We start from the raw sequence: 18,075 nt of genomic DNA on the forward strand, positions 1-18,075 counted from the left end.
ACGGGTGTCGAGGCGGACGCGTCTCTGCGTCACGAGGTTCTATGAAGATCCTGCTTCCGCCGTCCGAGACGAAGCGCCCCGGCGGCGACGGTGCTCCGCTCGACGTCTCGTCCCTCGCACTGCCCGGATTGGCCGGCTCGCGCGACGCGGTGATCGATGCTCTGGTGTCGTTGTCGAGGGATGAGGATGCCGCGCGCTCCGCGCTCAAGCTCAGCGCGAAGCAGGCGCACGAGGTGGCGCACAATCGCACTCTCCGCACTGCGGCCACGATGCCGGCCGTGGATCGCTACACCGGTGTGCTCTACGACGCTCTGGACGCGGCCACTCTGTCTCCGGCATCCCGGCGGTGGCTCGGTTCCCACGTCTGGATCCACTCCGCGCCGTTCGGACCCGTGGGCGCGCTCGACGAGATCCCGACCTACCGCCTCGCCGCGGGGACGTCCCTTCCCGGGATGGCGCCGCTGCGTCGCCATTGGGCGGCCTCGACCACCGCGGCGATCGCGGGGGAGGAGCCTCCGTTCGTGCTCGACCTGCGCAGCGAGGCCTATGTCGCTCTCGGGCCCGTCCCGGCATCCGTTCCCTCGGCCTACGTGCGTGTGGTGACCGAGCACGGCCGTGCGCTCAACCACTTCAACAAGAAGTCCAAGGGGCTGCTGGTGCGCACACTCGCGGAGGAGCGTCCGCGCATCCGCTCTCTGCGCACGCTGAAGACCTGGGCGCAAGCCCGCGGCATCGTGCTGCGCGAGGCGGCCGAAGACGGCGTCCAGGAGCTCGTCGTCGCGGAATGACGCACGGTGGCACGTGGGGATTTCTCCCCGCGCGTGTCATTGCCCAGGATCTCGGCACACCGATATGGTGGGTGTCGCAGCGCGCACGGCGTCTGCTCCATCGGATCCGGAGGGGATCATGTACGACGACTACTACTACGGGCCGGGTGCTGCTGCCGTCTTCGGCGTCATCGCGCTCGTAGGTTTCCTGTTCGCGATCGCGGCCTACGTGCTCACCGCGCTGTTCCTGATGAAGATCTTCGAGAAGGCCGGCGTCCAGGGCAAGTGGCGCGCCTGGGTGCCCGTGTACAGTTGGATGGTCTTCGCGAAGCTGGGTGACGTGTCGCCGTGGGTGGTGCTGATCGCCATCGGCCTCTCGTTCATCCCGTATCTGAACTTCCTGACGGGCATCGCTCTCGCGGTGGTCCTCGCCCTCGCCGCCTGGCGAGTGGGTCTCAAGCTGCAGAAGGACGCCGTCTGGCTGATCCTGTGGGTGCTGCTCGGCATCGTATGGCTCGGCATCAACGCCTTCGACAAGTCGCGCTGGAACCCGAACGTCACGCCCGCTCCCTGGGCAGGCAACGGTTTCTTCGCGGATTCGACGGTGTGGCAGGGCATCCCGGTCCAGCCGCGCCCCGCGGCCGCTCCCGGCTACGGTGCTCCCCAGCAGGGCTACGGCGCCCCGCAGCAGGGATATGCGCCGCCCGCTCAGCCCGGATACGCACCGCCTGCGCAGCCCGGTTACGCTCCGCCTGCAGCTCCGCAGCAGGCTCCTGGCGTTCCTCCGGCAGCGCCCCAGGTGCCGCCCGCTGCGCCGCAGACCCCGCCGGCCGCTCCGCAGACTCCTCCGGCTCCGCCTGCCGCACCGCCGGCAGCTCCGCCCGCTCCGCCCGCGGCGCCGTCGGACCCCAACCAGCCTCCGGCCTGACGGCCGTAGACCCTGACGGCCGTAGACACAGAGCCCTCGACTCAGGTCGGGGGCTCTGTGCTGTGTCGACAGCCGCGCGCCGCGCCACCGATCGCACGAGGTGGGCACCGCAAGACGATAACGTGGAGTCATGCGACGATCGCCGAGCGCGGGCACGGGCTCCGCGGAGTCCATTACGATGTGTGGGTATCCTGGGGCCACCCGATCCAGGGGCAATGCGGAGGCGACGAGTGGCTGAGACGACGACGAGGACGCACGACGTCCCCGGCACGCAGCATCCGCTGATGCTGTCCTGGGCCGGTGCAACGGACGTCGGTCGGCGCCGGGAGACCAACCAGGACGCGTTCTTCGCGGAATACCCGCTGTTCATCGTGGCCGACGGCATGGGTGGTCACGCCGGAGGCGAGATCGCCAGCCAGAGCACGATCCGCAGACTCGAGTCCCTCGTCTCCTCGGACGATGTCGGGCGGGACGCCATCGAGCGCGCTCTCGAACTCGCAGTCGGGGACATCGCCGACCATCCCGAGACGACCGATGAAGGCACGGGAACCACGCTCACCGGTGTGTTCCTCGAGTACGACGAGGGTGTGCCCCACTGGGTGTCGCTGAACATCGGAGATTCGCGCGTCTATCTGCTGCGGGATGACCGGCTGATCCAGGTCACCACGGACCACTCCGTGGTTCAGGAGCTGATCGCCGCCGGCAAGATCAGCCCAGAAGAGGCGGAAGGACACCCGTACAGCAACGTGATCACCCGCGCGGTCGGGGCGAGCGAGCTGACGCCACCCGATTACGTCGCACTCGAAGTGCGCGCCGGCGACCGCTTCGTGATCTGCTCGGACGGTCTCACCAAGGAGCTGACCGATTACGGCATCCAGCATTTTCTCCGGGAGCACGCTGACCCGGCTGCGGCCGTCGATGCGATGCTCGCGGCTGCGCTCGAGAACGGCGGTCGCGACAACGTCACACTCGTGATCGTGCAGGTCGCCGACGAGTCCGCGCCCGACCCGTCCTCCACATCCGAGCCGCTCGGAGAATAGCGGCGTCGCGCCTGTGGATGGGCCTTCGGGGCCGTCTGCATGGTGTCGACTGGGGGCATGGCTCTCCCTCCCATAGCGATTCCCGCCTCGCCCGTACCTCCGGGGCGCACCTCACCGCCCATCCTGGCGGCCCTCGTGCCCGTCGCGGCAGGTTTCGTCATGTGGCTCGTCACCGGGTCGATCTTCTCCTTGTGCTTCGCGGCGCTCGGGCCGCTGATGATCGCGGCTTCGCTTCTCGACGGAGTGCGGGCGCGGCGGAGGGCGCGACGCCGAGCCGCCGTCGAGGACGAGCTCGCGTGGGCGCGCGCGGAGGCGGAGCTCCGCGAGCGACACGAGGAGGAGCGTCTCCTTCGCCGACATCGCGATCCGGATGCGGCTACAGCGGTCCTCGAGCCGCCCTTCAGAGACGGACATCGCGCTGATGCCGAGACCTCCGTCGTGATCGGCATCGGAGCGCGCCCGAGCGCGGTGCGCGCCGCCGGAGGCGACGGAGAGAGAGCACAGGCGTTCCAGGTGAGGTGCGGCCGGATCGAGGACGTGCCGATCACGACGGTTCTCGGGAGGGGCATCGCCCTGCGGGGCACCTCGGTGCTCACGGCGGCCGCCGCGCGAGCCCTGGCCGTGCAGCTGCGTCTGCGCTTCGCCGCGGCGCAGCTCATGCTCGTCGGGGAGGGGCTCGGCGATATCGGGTTCGAGGAGAGCGCGATCTCGAATCCGCCCGGTCGTCGAGCGTTCCGACTCGGACTCGCATCGGGCGGCGCGCCGTCCCCTGATGCCGATGCGGTGCTCTGGATGCTGGAGCCCGGGGACGCGGTTCCGGATGGCATCGTCTGCGTCCTCGACATCGAGAGTCCGCAGAGTGCGTCGTTACGCACACCCGAAGGCGTGCTCGAAGTGAGGCCGGAATTCTTCTCGCGTCGCCAAGCCGCTGCGGCCGTCGCCCTCATACCGGTCGGCGATGAGGTGGCCGTGCTCCCCGATGGGCTTGAACTGGGCGAGCTGGTGCAGAACGTGTCCTCCCGGGGGCTTCCCGCTTCCGTCGGCCGTGGCGAGGGCGGCGACGTGGTGCTCGACATCGTCGAGGACGGGCCGCATGCGATCGTGACCGGCACGACGGGGTCGGGCAAGAGCGAGCTGCTCGTCTCATGGGTGACAGCGCTCGCGACCGCGAACGGCCCCGATCGCGTCGCGTTCGTGCTCGCCGACTTCAAGGGCGGCACGGCCTTCGACCATCTGCGCAGGTTGCCTCAGGTCGTCGCGGTCGTGACCGATCTCGATCAGGCGAGTTCGCGGCGCGGAGTCTCGAGCCTCTCCGCCGAACTGCGGCGACGCGAATCGGTGCTGGCCGCAGCGGGCGCGCGTGACATCACCGAGATCGCCATGCCGCGGCTCGTGATCGTGATAGACGAGTTCGCCGCTCTGCTGCACGACCACCCCGATCTCGCCGCCGTGTTCACGGACATCGCGGCCCGCGGTCGCGCGCTCGGCATGCATCTCATCCTGGGCACGCAGCGGGCGGCGGGCGTCGTGCGGGATGCTCTCGCCGCGAACTGTCCGCTCCGTGTGAGCCTCCGGGTCACCGATGCGGCCGACAGCAGGGCCGTGATCGGCAGCGACGCGGCCGCTGAGATCGCGGGCGGGACGAGTTCGCGCGGCATCGCGCTCGCCCGGCGTCCGCAGGACGCGGATGCACGGATCATGCGGGTCGCACTCACCCGCCCGGAGCACGTGATCCGCATCGCCGAGAGATGGGCGTCCGCGACCCCGTCGCCGAGTCCGTGGCTGCCACCGCTCCCGACGTCGCTGACACTCGATGACGTGAGCGCCGACGCCCCGCCGGGGGTGATCGTCCTCGGGCGCGCCGATGACCCGGAACGTCAGGAGCAGCCGCTCGAAGTCGTGCGCGTCGGTCACGACCGAGGACTCGCGATCATCGGTCAGATCGGCTCCGGTCGAACCTCCGTGGTACGCGCTATAGCGGCTCAACGGCCCGACGCCGTTCTGGTCCCGACAGACCCCGAGGCGGCGTGGGACGTCGTGTCGGCGTTCGCGGGGGAGCGAGACGAAGGGGCGTTGCCGCAGCTGATCCTGTGCGACGACCTCGACGCGAGGATCGACGCTTTGCCGCCGGAGCACGCCGCCGAGTTCGCCCAGCTCTGGGAACGGCTGCTGCGCACCGGGACCCGCACCACGATCGTGGTCACGGCGAGCCGCGCGCACGGAGCGATCGGCAGGATCATCGATCTCCTTCCGCGACGGGCCCTGTTGAGGACGACGGGCAGGGCAGAGCATCTCGCGGTCGGCGGCGACGCCGAGGGGTGGCAGCGCGATCGCCCGATCGGGCGTGCGCGGATCGACGGGCGCGAGGTGCAGCTCGTCCAGGTGGCGCAGGAAGCGCGCCCGACAGCACGTTCGCGTCACACGCGCAGATCGACGCCGTCGTGGCGACCGCACGCCTCCGTCACCGCGCTCGTCACCACAGGCGCTGCGCAGGCGATCGAGGCGCTGCAGCGTGACTTTCCCGAGTGCGCGATCCTTCGTCCCTCAGACCTCGCGACCTCGTCTCCCGATGAATGTCGTATCGTCGTCGCGGACGCCGACACCTGGCAGCGCGAGTGGGCGACGTGGCAGCGCATCCGCGCAGAGGGAGAGATCCTCATACGCGTCGAGAGCCCGGCGGATCTCCGTCAGCTCGGCGGTGTCCGAGAGCTCCCGCCCTACGCGGTTCTCCGAGACGGACGTGCGTGGGCGGTCGAGGGCTCGGCGTCAGTGCGCAGGGTGGTGATCGATGCGCTGCGCCCATCGGCGTGAGTCCTGCGGATCAGATTCCGGAGCCGGGGCGGACCGTTCCGACCACGCCTCCACCGCCGAGCACGTCCAGGGGCAGTGCAGCCGTCAGCGTGGCGAGGTCGGCATCGCTGATCGCTCCGGCGCGGGCGAGGAGGGTGGCTGCGACGACCGTGGACGCGCGGGCGCCGCCGTCGAGCATCTTGAGGGCGACCGTCGTGCCGTTCGGGGCGACCATGACCATGACGCCCTCAGCACCGCCCTTCGCGAAGACGCCGAGGGTCTCGATAGCGATCGTGTCGGGACGGGAAGGGCCTTCGATCGTCCACGGGTTCTCGCGCACCGCACGTACGAGCGAGCCGGCGACACGATGCAGGGCGAACGGGGAGCGATCGGAGGCGGTCCCGATGCGGTGGATGGACCGTGCGAGGCCCGTCAGCGTGATCGCATGAACCGGTGCCCCGCATCCGTCGATCGCTGTGTGGGCGATCTTCTCACCGGTGAGCCGCTCGATCACGTCGCGGATATGCGCCTGCAGCGGGTGGGAGGGCTCGAGATATCCGCGCGTCGGCCAGCCGGTGGCGACGCAGGCGCGGAGCATGGCCGCGTGCTTGCCGGAGCAGTTCATGCGGATCCGCTCCTGCTGGCCGTGCTCGCGCACCATCTCGTCGCGGGTCGCCGTATCGCTCGGCCAGGCGGGAGGACACTCCAGGTCGTCTTCAGTGAGACCGCCGGCCGTGAGCACGTCGCGGACGACGGCCGCATGCCGATCCGTACCGACATGGCTCGCCGTCGCGAGGGCGAGCTGCTCGCCTTCGAGCACTGCGCCAGCCGTGATGCAGGCGACCGCCTGCAGAGGCTTGAGGCTCGATCGGGGGAGGATCAGCGCATCGGGGTCGCCATACCGCGATACGACCTCGCCGTCCGGGGACAGGACGACCGCGGCCCCCGCATGACGGGACTCGACGAAGCCGCTCCGTTCGACGACGGCGAGTTCCACGGCATCCTGAACGGTGAGAGTCTCGAGCACCACCCCAGGATATCGTCGTCTCCGGTGCGACGCGTGGTCCGGGCCCGATCGCGGCATGCCCGGGCGTGCCGCGCCCCGCCGGGTGGCAGACTGACGCTATGGCACAGACCTCGCATGCGCTCGGCGATCACCACTACGCGCTGACCGCGACCTGGACGGGCAACACCGGCACCGGCACGAGCGGGTACCGCGAGTATCGGCGAGATGTCACGCTCGCCGTGGACGGCAAGCCCGATGTCCTCGCCTCAGCCGACAAGCCGTTCCGCGGCGACCCGTCCCGCTGGAACCCCGAGGACATGCTGCTCGCTTCGCTCTCGCAGTGCCACCTGCTGTCGTACCTGCATGCCTGCGTGACCGCCGGGGTCGTGGTCGTCTCGTACCGTGACGACGCATCCGGACTCATGCGCGAGAACGGCGCAGGGGGAGGGGCGTTCGTCGAGGTCATGCTGCGCCCCCAGGTGGTCGTCGCGGACGCCTCCATGATCGACGCCGCCGAGAAGGCGCACGCCCAGGCGAACGAGTGGTGTTTCATCGCCAACTCGATGAACTTCCCCGTGCGACACGAGGCGACGGTCTCCGCCCTGCACCGGTGACGACGCGGGACCGGTGACGATAGAGGCTCGCAGACGATGACGAACGCCCCGGCGCCTATCGGCGTTCGTGCGGCAGCGCCTGCTTGATCTTCTCGATCGTCCCCTGCGCGGGGGCTTCGTTGTACGCCCCGGCGAGCTCCTGACCCGAGAGGGCGTGGATCGCCGCCATGATCTCGTCGGTCGCGAGGCGGCGGGCCCGTCCGCTCTCGGCCGGGCCGTGCGGCGACAGGTCGAGGGGCTCGCCGAAGCGCACCGTGATGCGCTCCTTCAGAGTCGGGAGCTTGGCGCCGACCGGCATGACCTTGTCGGTGCCGACGAGACCGACCGGAACGACGGGGGCACCCGTCTGCAGCGCGAGGAAGGCGACACCGGTGCGTCCCTTGTAGAGGCGACCGTCGGTCGATCGGGTCCCCTCGGGGTAGAGCGCGACCGCGAGACCTTCGTCGAGCAGTTGACGCTGGAGGTCGAGGGCATCCAGCGCCGCCTGGCCCGCACCGCGGCGCACGGGAATGGCGCCGATCGACTGGAAGAACGTCTTGCTCAGCCAGCCGCTGAGTCCGGTGCCCTCGAAGTAGCTCGACTTCGCGAGGAAGTGCACGGGGCGCGGTGCCGCGACGGGGATCGCGATGGAGTCGATGAACGACAGATGGTTGCTCGCGAAGATGACGGCGCCGCTGCGAGGCACGTTCTCGCGGCCCTCGATGCGCGGACGGCACACGCCGCGTGCGAGCGGCGTGATCAGGCTGCGACCGAGCGCATAGGCGAATCCCGCGTGCCGCGGCTTCGCCGTGTCCTCGGGCGACGGATCGGACTCCACGGACTGCGCTGACGTCATCAGAGAAGAGTACCGCCGGATTCATGCTGCCGCGGGAATGAAGCGACAGCGCGCGCCTCCCAGCGCGAACAAAGGGCGATAGGGGATGATGGGGTGTCCCGCCCGCGAACCCTGAGGTCTCACTGTGCGCAAGCGCCCGCTCATCGTCCTGTCCACCATCGCCGCCGCGACTCTGCTCCTGGCGGGCTGCTCGGGGGGCGGGGACGACCCGACCGCGACGCCGACCGACGGTGCGGGAGCCGACCTCTGCTCGGCGGCCGCAGCCTCCGGGGCCGCCTCCGACAGCGTCTCCGTCGAGGGCGCGGTCGGCGAGGTGTCGACCGCGACGTTCGATCTCGACCAGAAGGTCGACGAGATCCAGCGCACCGTGGTGACGGAGGGCGACGGCGAGGAGATCGCCGCCGGTGAGTACGTGCGGTACGCGCTGAGCGCATTCGACGCGACCACCGGAGAGCGCATCGGCGACGCGGGGTACGCCCCCGACGACATGCTGCCGAGCCCGGTCACCGCTGACACGGCCCTCGGCCAGATCCTCGGATGCGCCACCGTGGGCACGCGTCTCTCGGTCGCGTTCCCGGGGACCGACACCGCGAACGCCGCGTTCTACGTCGTCGACGTCCTCGGCGTGACCCCGCTCGCCGCCTGGGGCGAGGAGCAGGAGCCCGTCGAGGGGATGCCCGAGGTGACGCTCGCCGACGACGGGCAGCCCGATGTCACGATGCCCGACGGCGACGCTCCGACCGACCTGAAGATCTCGGTGCTGAAGCAGGGCGACGGCCCCGCCGTGGCGGCCGGCGACACGACGCTGCTGCAGTACTACGGGGTGGACTGGGAGACCGGGGACAGCTTCGACTCGTCCTGGAAGAACGGCGCCCCGATCTCCATCGACGGCAACACGTACGTCGAAGGGTTCATCGAGGCGCTGGAGGGCCAGAAGGTCGGCTCCCAGGTTCTCGTGGTCATCCCGCCGGCGCTCGGCTATGGCGAAGCGGGCTCCAGCGAGCACGAGCTCGCCGGGAAGACGCTCGTCTTCGTGATCGACATCCTCGCGAACCAGAAGGCCGTCGCGCAGCAGTGACCCGCGGCGCCACCCGCCGCCCGGCGTACGACGCCGTGCATGCTGCGGGTGGTGCCATAGGCTGACGACATGCGTCGCATCATCGTCCTCGGCTCCACCGGCTCCATCGGCACTCAGGCGCTCGAGGTGATCCGGGCGAACCCCCGGCGCTTCGAGCTCGTGGGTCTCGCAGCCGGCAGCAACGCCGCGATGATGGCGGAGCAGGCCGAGCTGTTCCAGGTGGAGGACACCGCGCTCGGTGCGGAACAGGCCGAGCAGCTCGTCCGAGACGTCGACGCCGACGTGGTGCTCAACGCGATCACCGGGTCGATCGGCCTGGGCTCGACACTGGCCGCGTTGAAGGCGGGGCGCACACTCGCCCTCGCCAACAAGGAGTCGCTGATCGTCGGCGGCGACCTCGTTCTCGCCGCCGCGGCTCCCGACCAGATCGTCCCCGTCGATTCCGAGCACTCCGCGCTCGCGCAGGCACTCCGCAGCGGCACGCACGATGAGGTCCGCCGATTGGTCGTGACAGCGTCGGGGGGTCCGTTCCGCGGACGCACGCGCGCCGAGATGGCCGAGGTGACCCCGCAGGAGGCTCTCGCGCATCCGACATGGGACATGGGCCGCATGGTCACGACGAATTCGGCGACGCTCGTGAACAAGGGACTCGAGGTCATCGAGGCCCACCTCCTCTTCGACATCGCGTACGACGACATCGAGGTCGTCGTGCACCCCCAATCCATCGTGCACTCGATGGTCGAGTTCGTCGACGGCTCCACGATCGCGCAGGCGTCGCCCCCGGACATGCGTCTTCCCATCTCGCTCGGCCTGGACTGGCCGCAGCGCGTGGGCGGCGTGGGGCGCCCTCTGGACTGGACGCGCGCGACCTCGTGGACCTTCGAGCCGCTCGACGACGCGGCGTTCCCGTCGGTCGCCCTCGCGAAGGCCGTCGGGCGCGCAGGCGCGACCTTCCCCGCCGTCTACAACGCCGCGAACGAGCAGGCCGTCACGGCGTTCCACGAGGGGCGCCTGACGTTCCTCGGCATCGTCGACACGATCGCGCGCGTGGTCGACGCCCACGAGCCGCCGTCCACGCTGACGGTCGCATCGCTCGCAGAGGCGGAGGCATGGGCGCGTCGCACCGCGGACGCCCTCATCGCCAAGGGCTGACCGTCGATCGAGGCGGAGGGGCAGCGGGTGTCGCCCGCTGCCTCAGTCCTCGGCCGGGTAGGGAACGGGCCAGGCCGAGTCGGGCACGGGCCAGCCGGCTGCCTTGAGCGCTCGTCGGGCGAGCTCGCGCGCCGAGTAGGGCGTGCGGGCGCCACGGATGTCGCGGTAGTCCTGGTGGCCGGGACCCGCCCACAGGATCGCGTCCCCGTCGCCGACCATGCCCACGGCCTCGACGATCGCGCGCTCCGGGGGTGAGAACTCGTGGATCTCGGCATCCGGTCGCGCCGCCCTCGCTCCGGCGACGAGCGTGGCGCGGATGGAGTCCGGGTCCTCGAAGCGCGGGTGGTGGTCGGTGACCACGAGGATGTCGCTGCCCTCGACTGCGGTGCGCGCCATGTCGTAGCGCTTGCTCGCGTCGCGGTCGCCGTCAGCCCCGAACAGCATGAGCACCCGGCCGGGGGTGACGCGGCGCACGGCGGCGAGCGTCTTCTCGAACGCGTCGGGGGAGTGCCCGAAGTCGACGAAGACCGCCGGCCCCTTCTCGCCCGAGACGAGCTGTGTGCGACCCGGCAGGTGCGCGTGGATGCCGCCGTCACGCTCGAGAGCCGAGACGATCCGCTCCCAGGCGTAGCCGCCTTCGAGCAGCATCACGATCGCGAGAGCGGCGTTCGCCGCCATGTGGGGTCCGATCACCGGAACCGTCGTCGTGAGTGAACCTGACGGGCCGCTCAGAGTGAACGTCGTGCCTGCGGCACGTTCGTCGTCGATCGTGACGGTCCAGTCGGCTGATGACGCGGCCGCGGGATCAGCGGCGATGGCCGGCGTCGCGACCGTCACGACGGGGACCTCGGCGCGCTGGGCGACGATCGCGCCCGACGGCGAATCGAGGCACACGACGGCACGGACGGAGCGATCGGGGCGGAACAGCGGCAGCTTCGCCTCGAAGTACTCCTCCATATCGGCGTAGTCGTCGAGGTGGTCGTGGCTGAGATTCGTGAATCCGGCGACGTCGAACAGGATGCCGTCGACGCGGTGCCGTGAGAGCGCCTGCGCGCTGACCTCGACGGCGACGGCCTCGACCGCACGCTCGCGCATGAGAGCCAGCAGGGCGTGCATCTCCGATGCCTCGGGGGTCGTGAGCCGCGAGACGATCACGTCGCCCGCGATGTGCCGCTCGGCCGTGGACGACAGACCCGTGACGACGCCGATCTGATCGAGGATGCCCTCGAGCAGGTGCGAGACGCTCGTCTTGCCGTTGGTCCCGGTGGTCGCGAACAGCAGGGGCAGCTCGTCGTCGGCACCGGTTCCGTACACCCAGGCGCTCAGCTCGCCGAGCACGCCTCGAGGATCGTCGACGACCAGGATCGGCAGCCCAGCGGGGGCTGCGATCGCTGCGCCGGCCTCGTCGGTGATGATCGCGACCGCGCCCTTCTCCGCGGCGATCGGAGCGAACTCCGCGCCGTGACGGTTGACGCCCTGGATCGCGACGAAGGCCTCTCCGGGGCGGAGGTCGGCCGTGGCGAGGGTGATCCCGGTCAGGGTCAGTCCGTCGGCATTGCCGCGCACGTCGCGGGCGAATCGGGAGGCGAGTTCGGACAGCTCACGCCGGGGCGGGTTCGCGGGGCGGAGCACGGGCGGCAGGCTCGGTTGCTGTTCAATCGACATGTCGCCTCCATGATCTCACGCCGAGGCCGTCGAGCTGGGGCGCGGCACGTCGCAGCGCCGAGGAGCGACGATCGTTGCGGGAGGCGACGGGCGCCCCCGCGTTCCCTCGCGCCCGGACGACGCGAGGGAACGCGCGTCAGCTCACACGCGTCGTCGGTACGCCAGGATCGCGACCACCAGGGCGGCGACCCCGGCGACGAGTCCGCCTGCGCCGAAAGCGGTGCCGAGGGCGTTCTGCCCCTGATCGGCCGCAGCAGCGGCGGCGTCGGCGGCGTCGGCATCCGCATCCGCGTCCTCGTGGCCGCCGTGCGCAGCGGAGCCCTCGACCACCGACACCACGGGCGCGGGCGCGTCGAGGCTGTGCGGGTCTTCGCCGTCCTCCGCGACCTGCGTCCATTCGGTGCTCCCCGTGACGCAGGTCTGCACGACCGGGAAGACGAGGGTGTCGGGGGTGCTGTCATCGAGCCCGATCCCGAGCGTGACGGCACCGCGGAGGCCGTTGGGCACCGGTGTCAGCGCGGTGTACGTGACGGCGCTCACCAGACCGTCGTCGCCGCGCTCGACGTCGATGGTCCAGTCGGCGTCGATGGTCGGCGCGACCGATGCCAGGCCCTCCGGCATCGTGATGCGCAGCGCCGTGGTGGGCGAGTCCTCGCAGCCGTGCGAGAACGAGAAGGTGAGTGTGCCGTGATCGCCGGCCACGAGCTCGTCGGGACTCACTCCGACGTGCGCGCTGGCCATGGTCGGCACCGCGAGGGCCAGGACGGCTCCTCCGACGAGGCCGGCGACGAGGGTGCGACGGCGAGTGGTGCGAGGGGTGACGTCGATGTTCATGTGTGCTCCTGGGTCTGATGTGCGGGCGCGCCGATGCGCGCGCAACCGCGGGAAGGCACCGCCTCGAGCGAGACGGCGCCGGATGGTGATCAGACCGGGGCGGGTGGTCCTCGGCGCGAGAGCGATGCCGATAGTCCCGATTCGATTCGCGGGGTCGTCTGCGAGTCGAGGAGGAGGCGATGACGATGCGGAAGTCGGACGGATGCGACACGGAGACGCAGGCGGGCGACGATCCATCGAGCGATCGCGCGGATCATCGACTCGCCGTGGCACAGCAGCGCTGTGGTGACGAGGGCTGCGACGACGTGCGCGGCGAGCATCGCGGCATCCGGGGCGGCGACGGCGACGGCCGGTCCGAACACCGAGAGGTCGAGGTGATGCTGATGCCCGATCACGGTCGCTCCGGCGGCGGGAGCACCGAGCAGGGCGAAGACGCCGTGGAACGCGGACTGCGACACGAGCACCACGAGCGCGACCCGGGTCCGGGACGTGCGAGCGCCGATCAGAAGGGCGGAGAGCGGCACGAGGAGCGCCGTCATCGCGACGACGAGGAGAGGGTGTGGGACCGCACCTCCGACGACCGTGTGCGACACGGCCGCGAGCACTGTCGCGACCGCGGATGCCGCCGCTGCGCGCACGAGTCGCAGCTGGCGGGAGGTCACGGATCAACCCTAGTGCGGCACGCGCGCGGCATCCGACGGCATGTGGGCTGATTCCTAGGCGGCGCCCAGTACCGTGGGGGAGTGGAAGCACTGCTCTATCTGGGTGGCATCGTGTTCATGCTGGTCGGCCTCGGCCTGTCGATCGGGCTGCACGAGGTCGGTCACCTCCTCCCGGCGAAGCTGTTCGGCGTGCGCGTCGGGCAGTACATGATCGGTTTCGGCCCGCGTCTCTGGTCGAAGCGGATCGGCGAGACCGAGTACGGCTTCAAGCTCCTTCCGCTCGGCGGGTTCATCTCGATGTCGGGGATGTACCCGGCCTCGACGTCCGCGGGACCCGCGAAGGGCGTCTTCCGTGCGCTCGTGCAGGACGCGCGCACCGCGAACGACGAGACGATCGCCGAAGGCGCGGAGGACCGCGTGTTCTACCGCCTGCCGGTGTGGAAGCGCGTGATCGTGATGCTCGGCGGGCCGCTCATGAACCTGCTGCTCGCACTCGTGATCTTCACGGTGCTCGTGTCGGGCATCGGCGTGCAGCAGGGCACGACCACGATCGCCTCCGTGAGCGAGTGCGTGCTCCCCGCCGGGTCGACCGCCACCGAGTGCGCTCCCGATGACCCGGCGACTCCCGCGGCGGAGGCGGGCGTCATGCCGGGCGACGTGCTGGTCTCGATCGACGGCACGGCGGTGACGACGTTCGCCGAGGCGACGGCGATCGTGCAGGCCGCTCCGGGTGAGACCCTCGACGTGGTGGTGCGGCGCGACGGCGCCGAGCAGACGCTGCGCATCACGCCTGTCACGGCGGAGCGCACGATCACGGATGCGAGCGGGCAGCCCGTTCTCGATGACGCGGGCGATCCCGTCGTGAAGGAGGTCGGGTACGTCGGGATGGGCGCCCAGATGGGCTTCGTGCCGCAGCCCCTCTCGGCCGGACCCGAGATGACCGGTGACACGGTCGCGCGCGTGGGGTCGATGATCGTCACGCTTCCCGTGCGCCTGTGGGACATCGGCGTCTCGCTCGTCACGGGCGGTGAGCGTGATCCGAACGGACCGCTCAGCGTCGTGGGCGTCGGCCGGATCGCCGGCGAGGTCGCGGCGACGGACGCCCCCGTGCTCAACCGCTTCGCCGTGCTCCTGGGGCTGCTGGGTTCGCTGAACGTGGCCCTGTTCGTGTTCAACCTGATCCCGCTGCTTCCGCTCGACGGCGGTCACATCGTGGTCGCGCTGTGGGACGGCATCCGGCGAGCATGGGCGCGGCTGTTCCGTCGGCCGCCTCCTGCGCCCGTCGATGCGACGCGCCTCGTGCCGTTGACGGTCGTCGTCGCGACGCTGTTGATCGCGATGGGTGCGCTGCTGCTGATCGCCGACGTGTTCAACCCCGTCGACCTCCTCGGCGGCTGACGCGAGGGTCAGGCGAGCGCGCGTTCCACGAGCCGGTGGAGGGTGCGGATGCCGTCGCGCGACAGGATCGACTCCAGGTGCCCCTGGACGGAGGCGAGACGGGGGCCGGCGAGGGCGTACACGTCACCCGTGGCCGGATCCGCAGACACCTCGATGTCGCCCGTGCGCGTCGTACCCGGCGCCACGCGCGCCGTGAAGGTGTTGTAGAACCCGATCGACGCGTCCTCGCCGAACACCGGGACCGACTTCTGCAGGCCCTGGTGCGGTGCGTCCAGCGGAGTGAGCTCGATGCCGAAGCGGTCGGCGAGGATCTGGTGGCTCAGGCACACCGCGAGGAGGGGGCGCTCCGCGTCGATCCGGCGGCGCACGATGTCGCGCATCCGTGCGATCCGGTCGCTCGCGTCATCGCGGGGGTCGCCCGGTCCGGGCCCGGCGACCACCAGGTCTGCGGCATCGACATCGTCATCCTGCGCCGCGCTCCACGGCGCGATCGTGACGTCGAGTCCGAGGTGGCGCAGTTGATGGGCGAGCATCGTCGTGAAGCGGTCCTCGGCATCGACGACCAGGGCGCTGCGGCCGGCGAACGGGCCCGAGAAGTCCTCGCCCTGCGGGTTCAGCCAGAACTCGGCGAGCCGCGCGTTGCGCGAGGCGAGCAGTACGGCGATCGCGGGATCGTCCGCGAGGGACTGCCGTGCTCCGGGCTCGTCGGCGTCGGCATCCTTCCGGGCCTCCGCGGCGCGGTCGCGGTCGATCGCCCCGATCGCTCCCAGCACGCCTGCGGCCTTGCCGTGGGTCTCGGAGACCTCGCCGTGCGGGTCGGAATGACGTACGAGAGTCGCGCCCACCGGCACGCTCAGCGAGCCGTTCTGCACGTACACCGTACGGATCAGGATGGGAGCGTCGAGATCGTGCCCGCCGTCGTCGTTCGGCGTGAACAGCGCGGCGACCCCGGAGTAGTACCCGCGGGGCTTGATCTCGTGACGGCGGATCACGGCGCAGGCGTTCTGCATCGGCGAGCCGGTGACGGTCGGCGCGAACATCGTCTCGCGCAGGATGTCGCGCGGATCGAGGCGGCTGCGCCCGCGGAGCATGTACTCGGTGTGGGTGAGGCGCGACATCTCCTTGAGATGCGGGCCCGTGATGCGTCCGCCGTCGGAGCACACGGCGCTCATCATCTTGAGCTCTTCGTCGACGACCATGAAGAGCTCCTCGGTCTCCTTGGTCGACGACAGGAACTCCGTGAGCGTCTCGCGCGTGGATCCGCCGGCGGGATGACGGAAGGTGCCGGAGATCGGGTTCATGGTGACGATGCCGTCGCGCGCGACGACGTGCGCCTCGGGGCTGGCTCCGACGGCGATGTGGCCGGGGGTGACGACCGCGAACGTCCAGTACGCCCCGCGTTCGTGGGCGAGCAGGGCCCGGAACCAGGTGAGGGCGGCCGTGCGGTCGTCGACGTCGATGTCGGCGGTGTAGTCGCGGCGGATCACGAAGTTGGCGCCCTCGCCGCGGCCGATCTCGTCGGCGATGACGGTCTCGACGATCTCGGCGTAGTCGGCGTCGGAGACGTCGAAGCCGCCGCCACGCAGCGGGATGCCGTCGGCGGGCAACGCCGCGATCACCTCCGGCGCGGGGATGCCGACGTGCTCGTCGACGATCAGGCAGCGCAGTGGGGCCCCGTCGTCCTGCGCGACGAAGCCGCGCTCGCGCACCTGGCGGTAGGGGACCATCGCGAAGACCTCGCGGGCCCTGCCGTCGATCGTCAGCGGGATGTCGGCGAGCAGGTCGACGTCGACGATCTCGCCGGTGAGCAGCTCGACCGTGTCGGCGCCGTCCCGGGCGATGAGGACGAACGACGCCTCGGGGTCGGCAGCGAGCTCGGCGAGGCGAGAGAGGGTCATCGGGGTCTCCTGTGCGTGGCTCCGGCTCGGCTCAACGAAAAGACCGCCCCGGAGGCGGTCTGGATTCGTGGGAACGCGAACACACCGCCTAGGAGGCGGGCCACCAGGTGAGGTTCGCGAGCATGGGCCGAAACTATCACACGGAGGCACGCGGCCACGGGCGAATGACGCCTGGGCGCATCCAGCCGCTATGCATCCAGGCGGCGTAGGCTGAGCGTGTGCCAGCAGTGAATATTGGGATGCCGAAGGTCCCCGAGGTCCTCGCCCCGCGACGCAAGTCCCGCCAGATCAAGGTCGGCAAGGTTCTCGTCGGCGGCGACGCTCCCGTCACGGTGCAGTCCATGACGACGACCAAGACGACGGACATCAACGCGACGCTCCAGCAGATCGCCGAGCTGACGGCATCCGGATGCGAGATCGTCCGCGTGGCCGTGCCGCACCAGGACGACGCGGACGCGCTCAAGATCATCGCGATGAAGAGCCAGATCCCGGTGATCGCCGACATCCACTTCCAGCCGCGCTACATCTACACCGCGATCGACGCCGGATGCGGCGCGGTGCGCGTGAACCCCGGCAACATCCGCGAGTTCGACGGCAACGTCGGCAAGATCGCCGAAGCGGCCAAGGCCGCGGGCGTGTCCCTGCGCATCGGCGTCAATGCGGGCTCACTCGATCGCCGCCTCCTCGCGAAGTACGGCAAGGCCACCGCCGAGGCACTCGTCGAGAGCGCCGTCTGGGAAGCATCGCTGTTCGAGGAGCACGACTTCCACGACTTCAAGATCTCGGTCAAGCACAACGACCCGATCGTGATGGTCAAGGCGTACCGCCAGCTCGCCGAGCGCGGCGACTGGCCGCTGCACCTCGGCGTCACGGAGGCCGGCCCGGCGTTCCAGGGCACGATCAAGAGCGCCACGGCCTTCGGCATCCTGTTGGGCGAGGGCATCGGCGACACGATCCGCGTCTCGCTCTCGGCGCCTCCGGCTGAGGAGGTCAAGGTCGGACACCAGATCCTGCAGTCGCTGAACCTGCGCGAGCGCAAGCTCGAGATCGTCTCGTGCCCGTCGTGCGGGCGCGCACAGGTCGACGTCTACACGCTCGCGGAGAACGTCACCGAGGGGCTCAAGGACATGACCGTGCCGCTCCGCGTCGCCGTCATGGGCTGCGTCGTGAACGGTCCGGGCGAAGCCCGCGAGGCCGACCTCGGCGTCGCATCGGGCAACGGCAAGGGCCAGATCTTCGTGAAGGGCGAGGTCATCAAGACCGTGCCGGAGGCCGACATCGTCGCGACGCTGATCGAGGAGGCGAATCGCATCGCGGCCGACATGGGGCCGGACGCGCCGCTCGGCACCGCGCAGGTCGTCACCGCCTGAGATCGACACGACGTTTCGTTGCGTTTCCGTGACGGGGC

The 18,075-nt window shown here is 70.3% G+C and carries 15 protein-coding genes; 9 read left to right on the forward strand and 6 right to left on the reverse strand.

The genetic code is table 11. From position 1 onward, the window contains the following. Window positions 1-41: 41 nt before the first annotated feature. The 4 genes from ACIPYT_RS11105 to ACIPYT_RS11120 all read left to right on the forward strand — a co-directional run bounded on the left by ACIPYT_RS11105 (window position 42) and on the right by ACIPYT_RS11120 (window position 5,546). Window positions 42-788 (forward strand): YaaA family protein, encoded by a 747-nt coding sequence (locus ACIPYT_RS11105; protein ID WP_401073724.1) that lies wholly within the window; start codon window positions 42-44, stop codon window positions 786-788. A gap of 118 nt (window positions 789-906) precedes the next feature. Continuing rightward, window positions 907-1,695, forward strand: coding sequence for a large exoprotein (locus tag ACIPYT_RS11110; RefSeq protein WP_401073726.1), 789 nt, complete (start codon window positions 907-909; stop codon window positions 1,693-1,695). A 230-nt stretch (window positions 1,696-1,925) separates the two neighbouring features. Next, complete coding sequence (locus ACIPYT_RS11115; protein ID WP_401073729.1) at window positions 1,926-2,735, forward strand: PP2C family protein-serine/threonine phosphatase; 810 nt, start codon at window positions 1,926-1,928, stop codon at window positions 2,733-2,735. 57 nt (window positions 2,736-2,792) lie between these two features. Further along, entirely contained in the window at window positions 2,793-5,546 is a 2,754-nt protein-coding gene (locus ACIPYT_RS11120) for an FtsK/SpoIIIE domain-containing protein (protein WP_401073732.1), read from the forward strand. A gap of 10 nt (window positions 5,547-5,556) precedes the next feature. Here the strand turns inward: ACIPYT_RS11120 and ACIPYT_RS11125 are convergent, their stop codons facing one another. Further along, window positions 5,557-6,552, reverse strand: coding sequence for an asparaginase (locus ACIPYT_RS11125; RefSeq protein WP_401073734.1), 996 nt, complete (start codon window positions 6,550-6,552; stop codon window positions 5,557-5,559). 98 nt (window positions 6,553-6,650) lie between these two features. Here ACIPYT_RS11125 and ACIPYT_RS11130 point away from each other — a divergent pair, with 98 nt between their 5' ends. After that, window positions 6,651-7,145, forward strand: a complete 495-nt coding sequence (locus ACIPYT_RS11130) for an OsmC family protein (protein WP_401073737.1) — start codon at window positions 6,651-6,653, stop codon at window positions 7,143-7,145. Between the two features lie 55 nt (window positions 7,146-7,200). On the opposite strand, the gene ACIPYT_RS11135 is transcribed toward ACIPYT_RS11130, so the two are convergent. After that, window positions 7,201-7,980, reverse strand: a complete 780-nt coding sequence (locus ACIPYT_RS11135; RefSeq protein ID WP_401073740.1) for a lysophospholipid acyltransferase family protein — start codon at window positions 7,978-7,980, stop codon at window positions 7,201-7,203. A gap of 124 nt (window positions 7,981-8,104) precedes the next feature. Between ACIPYT_RS11135 and ACIPYT_RS11140 the strand changes: the two genes are divergently transcribed. Together ACIPYT_RS11140 and dxr are read left to right on the forward strand one after the other, a co-directional pair. Beyond that, window positions 8,105-9,058: an FKBP-type peptidyl-prolyl cis-trans isomerase gene (locus ACIPYT_RS11140; protein WP_401073742.1), complete on the forward strand. Its 954-nt coding sequence runs from the start codon at window positions 8,105-8,107 to the stop codon at window positions 9,056-9,058. Window positions 9,059-9,127: 69 nt separating this feature from the next. Then, window positions 9,128-10,210: a 1-deoxy-D-xylulose-5-phosphate reductoisomerase gene (gene dxr, locus ACIPYT_RS11145; protein ID WP_401073745.1), complete on the forward strand. Its 1,083-nt coding sequence runs from the start codon at window positions 9,128-9,130 to the stop codon at window positions 10,208-10,210. A gap of 42 nt (window positions 10,211-10,252) precedes the next feature. Here the strand turns inward: dxr and ACIPYT_RS11150 are convergent, their stop codons facing one another. The 3 genes from ACIPYT_RS11150 to ACIPYT_RS11160 all read right to left on the reverse strand — a co-directional run bounded on the left by ACIPYT_RS11150 (window position 10,253) and on the right by ACIPYT_RS11160 (window position 13,371). Further along, window positions 10,253-11,875, reverse strand: coding sequence for a Mur ligase family protein (locus tag ACIPYT_RS11150; protein ID WP_401073748.1), 1,623 nt, complete (start codon window positions 11,873-11,875; stop codon window positions 10,253-10,255). 141 nt (window positions 11,876-12,016) lie between these two features. Continuing rightward, the gene (locus ACIPYT_RS11155) at window positions 12,017-12,709 is read right to left on the reverse strand and encodes a YcnI family protein (RefSeq protein WP_401073751.1); all 693 of its coding nucleotides are present in this window, start codon (window positions 12,707-12,709) and stop codon (window positions 12,017-12,019) included. An 89-nt stretch (window positions 12,710-12,798) separates the two neighbouring features. Then, entirely contained in the window at window positions 12,799-13,371 is a 573-nt protein-coding gene (locus ACIPYT_RS11160; RefSeq protein WP_401073753.1) for a hypothetical protein, read from the reverse strand. 81 nt (window positions 13,372-13,452) lie between these two features. Between ACIPYT_RS11160 and ACIPYT_RS11165 the strand changes: the two genes are divergently transcribed. Beyond that, complete coding sequence (locus ACIPYT_RS11165; RefSeq protein WP_401073756.1) at window positions 13,453-14,769, forward strand: M50 family metallopeptidase; 1,317 nt, start codon at window positions 13,453-13,455, stop codon at window positions 14,767-14,769. A gap of 8 nt (window positions 14,770-14,777) precedes the next feature. Here ACIPYT_RS11165 and ACIPYT_RS11170 read toward each other — a convergent pair whose 3' ends face one another. Continuing rightward, window positions 14,778-16,667, reverse strand: a complete 1,890-nt coding sequence (locus ACIPYT_RS11170; RefSeq protein WP_401073759.1) for a chorismate-binding protein — start codon at window positions 16,665-16,667, stop codon at window positions 14,778-14,780. 239 nt (window positions 16,668-16,906) lie between these two features. Between ACIPYT_RS11170 and ispG the strand changes: the two genes are divergently transcribed. Further along, on the forward strand, window positions 16,907-18,037 hold the full coding sequence (gene ispG / locus ACIPYT_RS11175; RefSeq protein ID WP_401073761.1) for a flavodoxin-dependent (E)-4-hydroxy-3-methylbut-2-enyl-diphosphate synthase: 1,131 nt from the start codon (window positions 16,907-16,909) through the stop codon (window positions 18,035-18,037). Window positions 18,038-18,075: the final 38 nt, after the last annotated feature.

The sequence above is a fragment of the Microbacterium sp. NPDC089695 genome (assembly GCF_044749085.1).
Lineage (GTDB): Bacteria > Actinomycetota > Actinomycetes > Actinomycetales > Microbacteriaceae > Microbacterium.

Excerpts from the sequence above, each read along its gene's own strand:
- ACIPYT_RS11105 (WP_401073724.1), top strand. The coding sequence starts at position 42 with ATGAAGATCCTGCTTCCGCCGTCCGAGACGAAGCGCCCCGGCGGCGAC.
- ACIPYT_RS11110 (WP_401073726.1), top strand. The coding sequence starts at position 907 with ATGTACGACGACTACTACTACGGGCCGGGTGCTGCTGCCGTCTTCGGC.
- ACIPYT_RS11120 (WP_401073732.1), top strand. The coding sequence starts at position 2,793 with ATGGCTCTCCCTCCCATAGCGATTCCCGCCTCGCCCGTACCTCCGGGG.
- ACIPYT_RS11130 (WP_401073737.1), top strand. The coding sequence starts at position 6,651 with ATGGCACAGACCTCGCATGCGCTCGGCGATCACCACTACGCGCTGACC.
- ACIPYT_RS11135 (WP_401073740.1), bottom strand. The coding sequence starts at position 7,980 with ATGACGTCAGCGCAGTCCGTGGAGTCCGATCCGTCGCCCGAGGACACG.
- dxr (WP_401073745.1), top strand. The coding sequence starts at position 9,128 with ATGCGTCGCATCATCGTCCTCGGCTCCACCGGCTCCATCGGCACTCAG.
- ACIPYT_RS11150 (WP_401073748.1), bottom strand. The coding sequence starts at position 11,875 with ATGTCGATTGAACAGCAACCGAGCCTGCCGCCCGTGCTCCGCCCCGCG.
- ACIPYT_RS11155 (WP_401073751.1), bottom strand. The coding sequence starts at position 12,709 with ATGAACATCGACGTCACCCCTCGCACCACTCGCCGTCGCACCCTCGTC.
- ACIPYT_RS11170 (WP_401073759.1), bottom strand. The coding sequence starts at position 16,667 with ATGACCCTCTCTCGCCTCGCCGAGCTCGCTGCCGACCCCGAGGCGTCG.
- ispG (WP_401073761.1), top strand. The coding sequence starts at position 16,907 with ATGCCGAAGGTCCCCGAGGTCCTCGCCCCGCGACGCAAGTCCCGCCAG.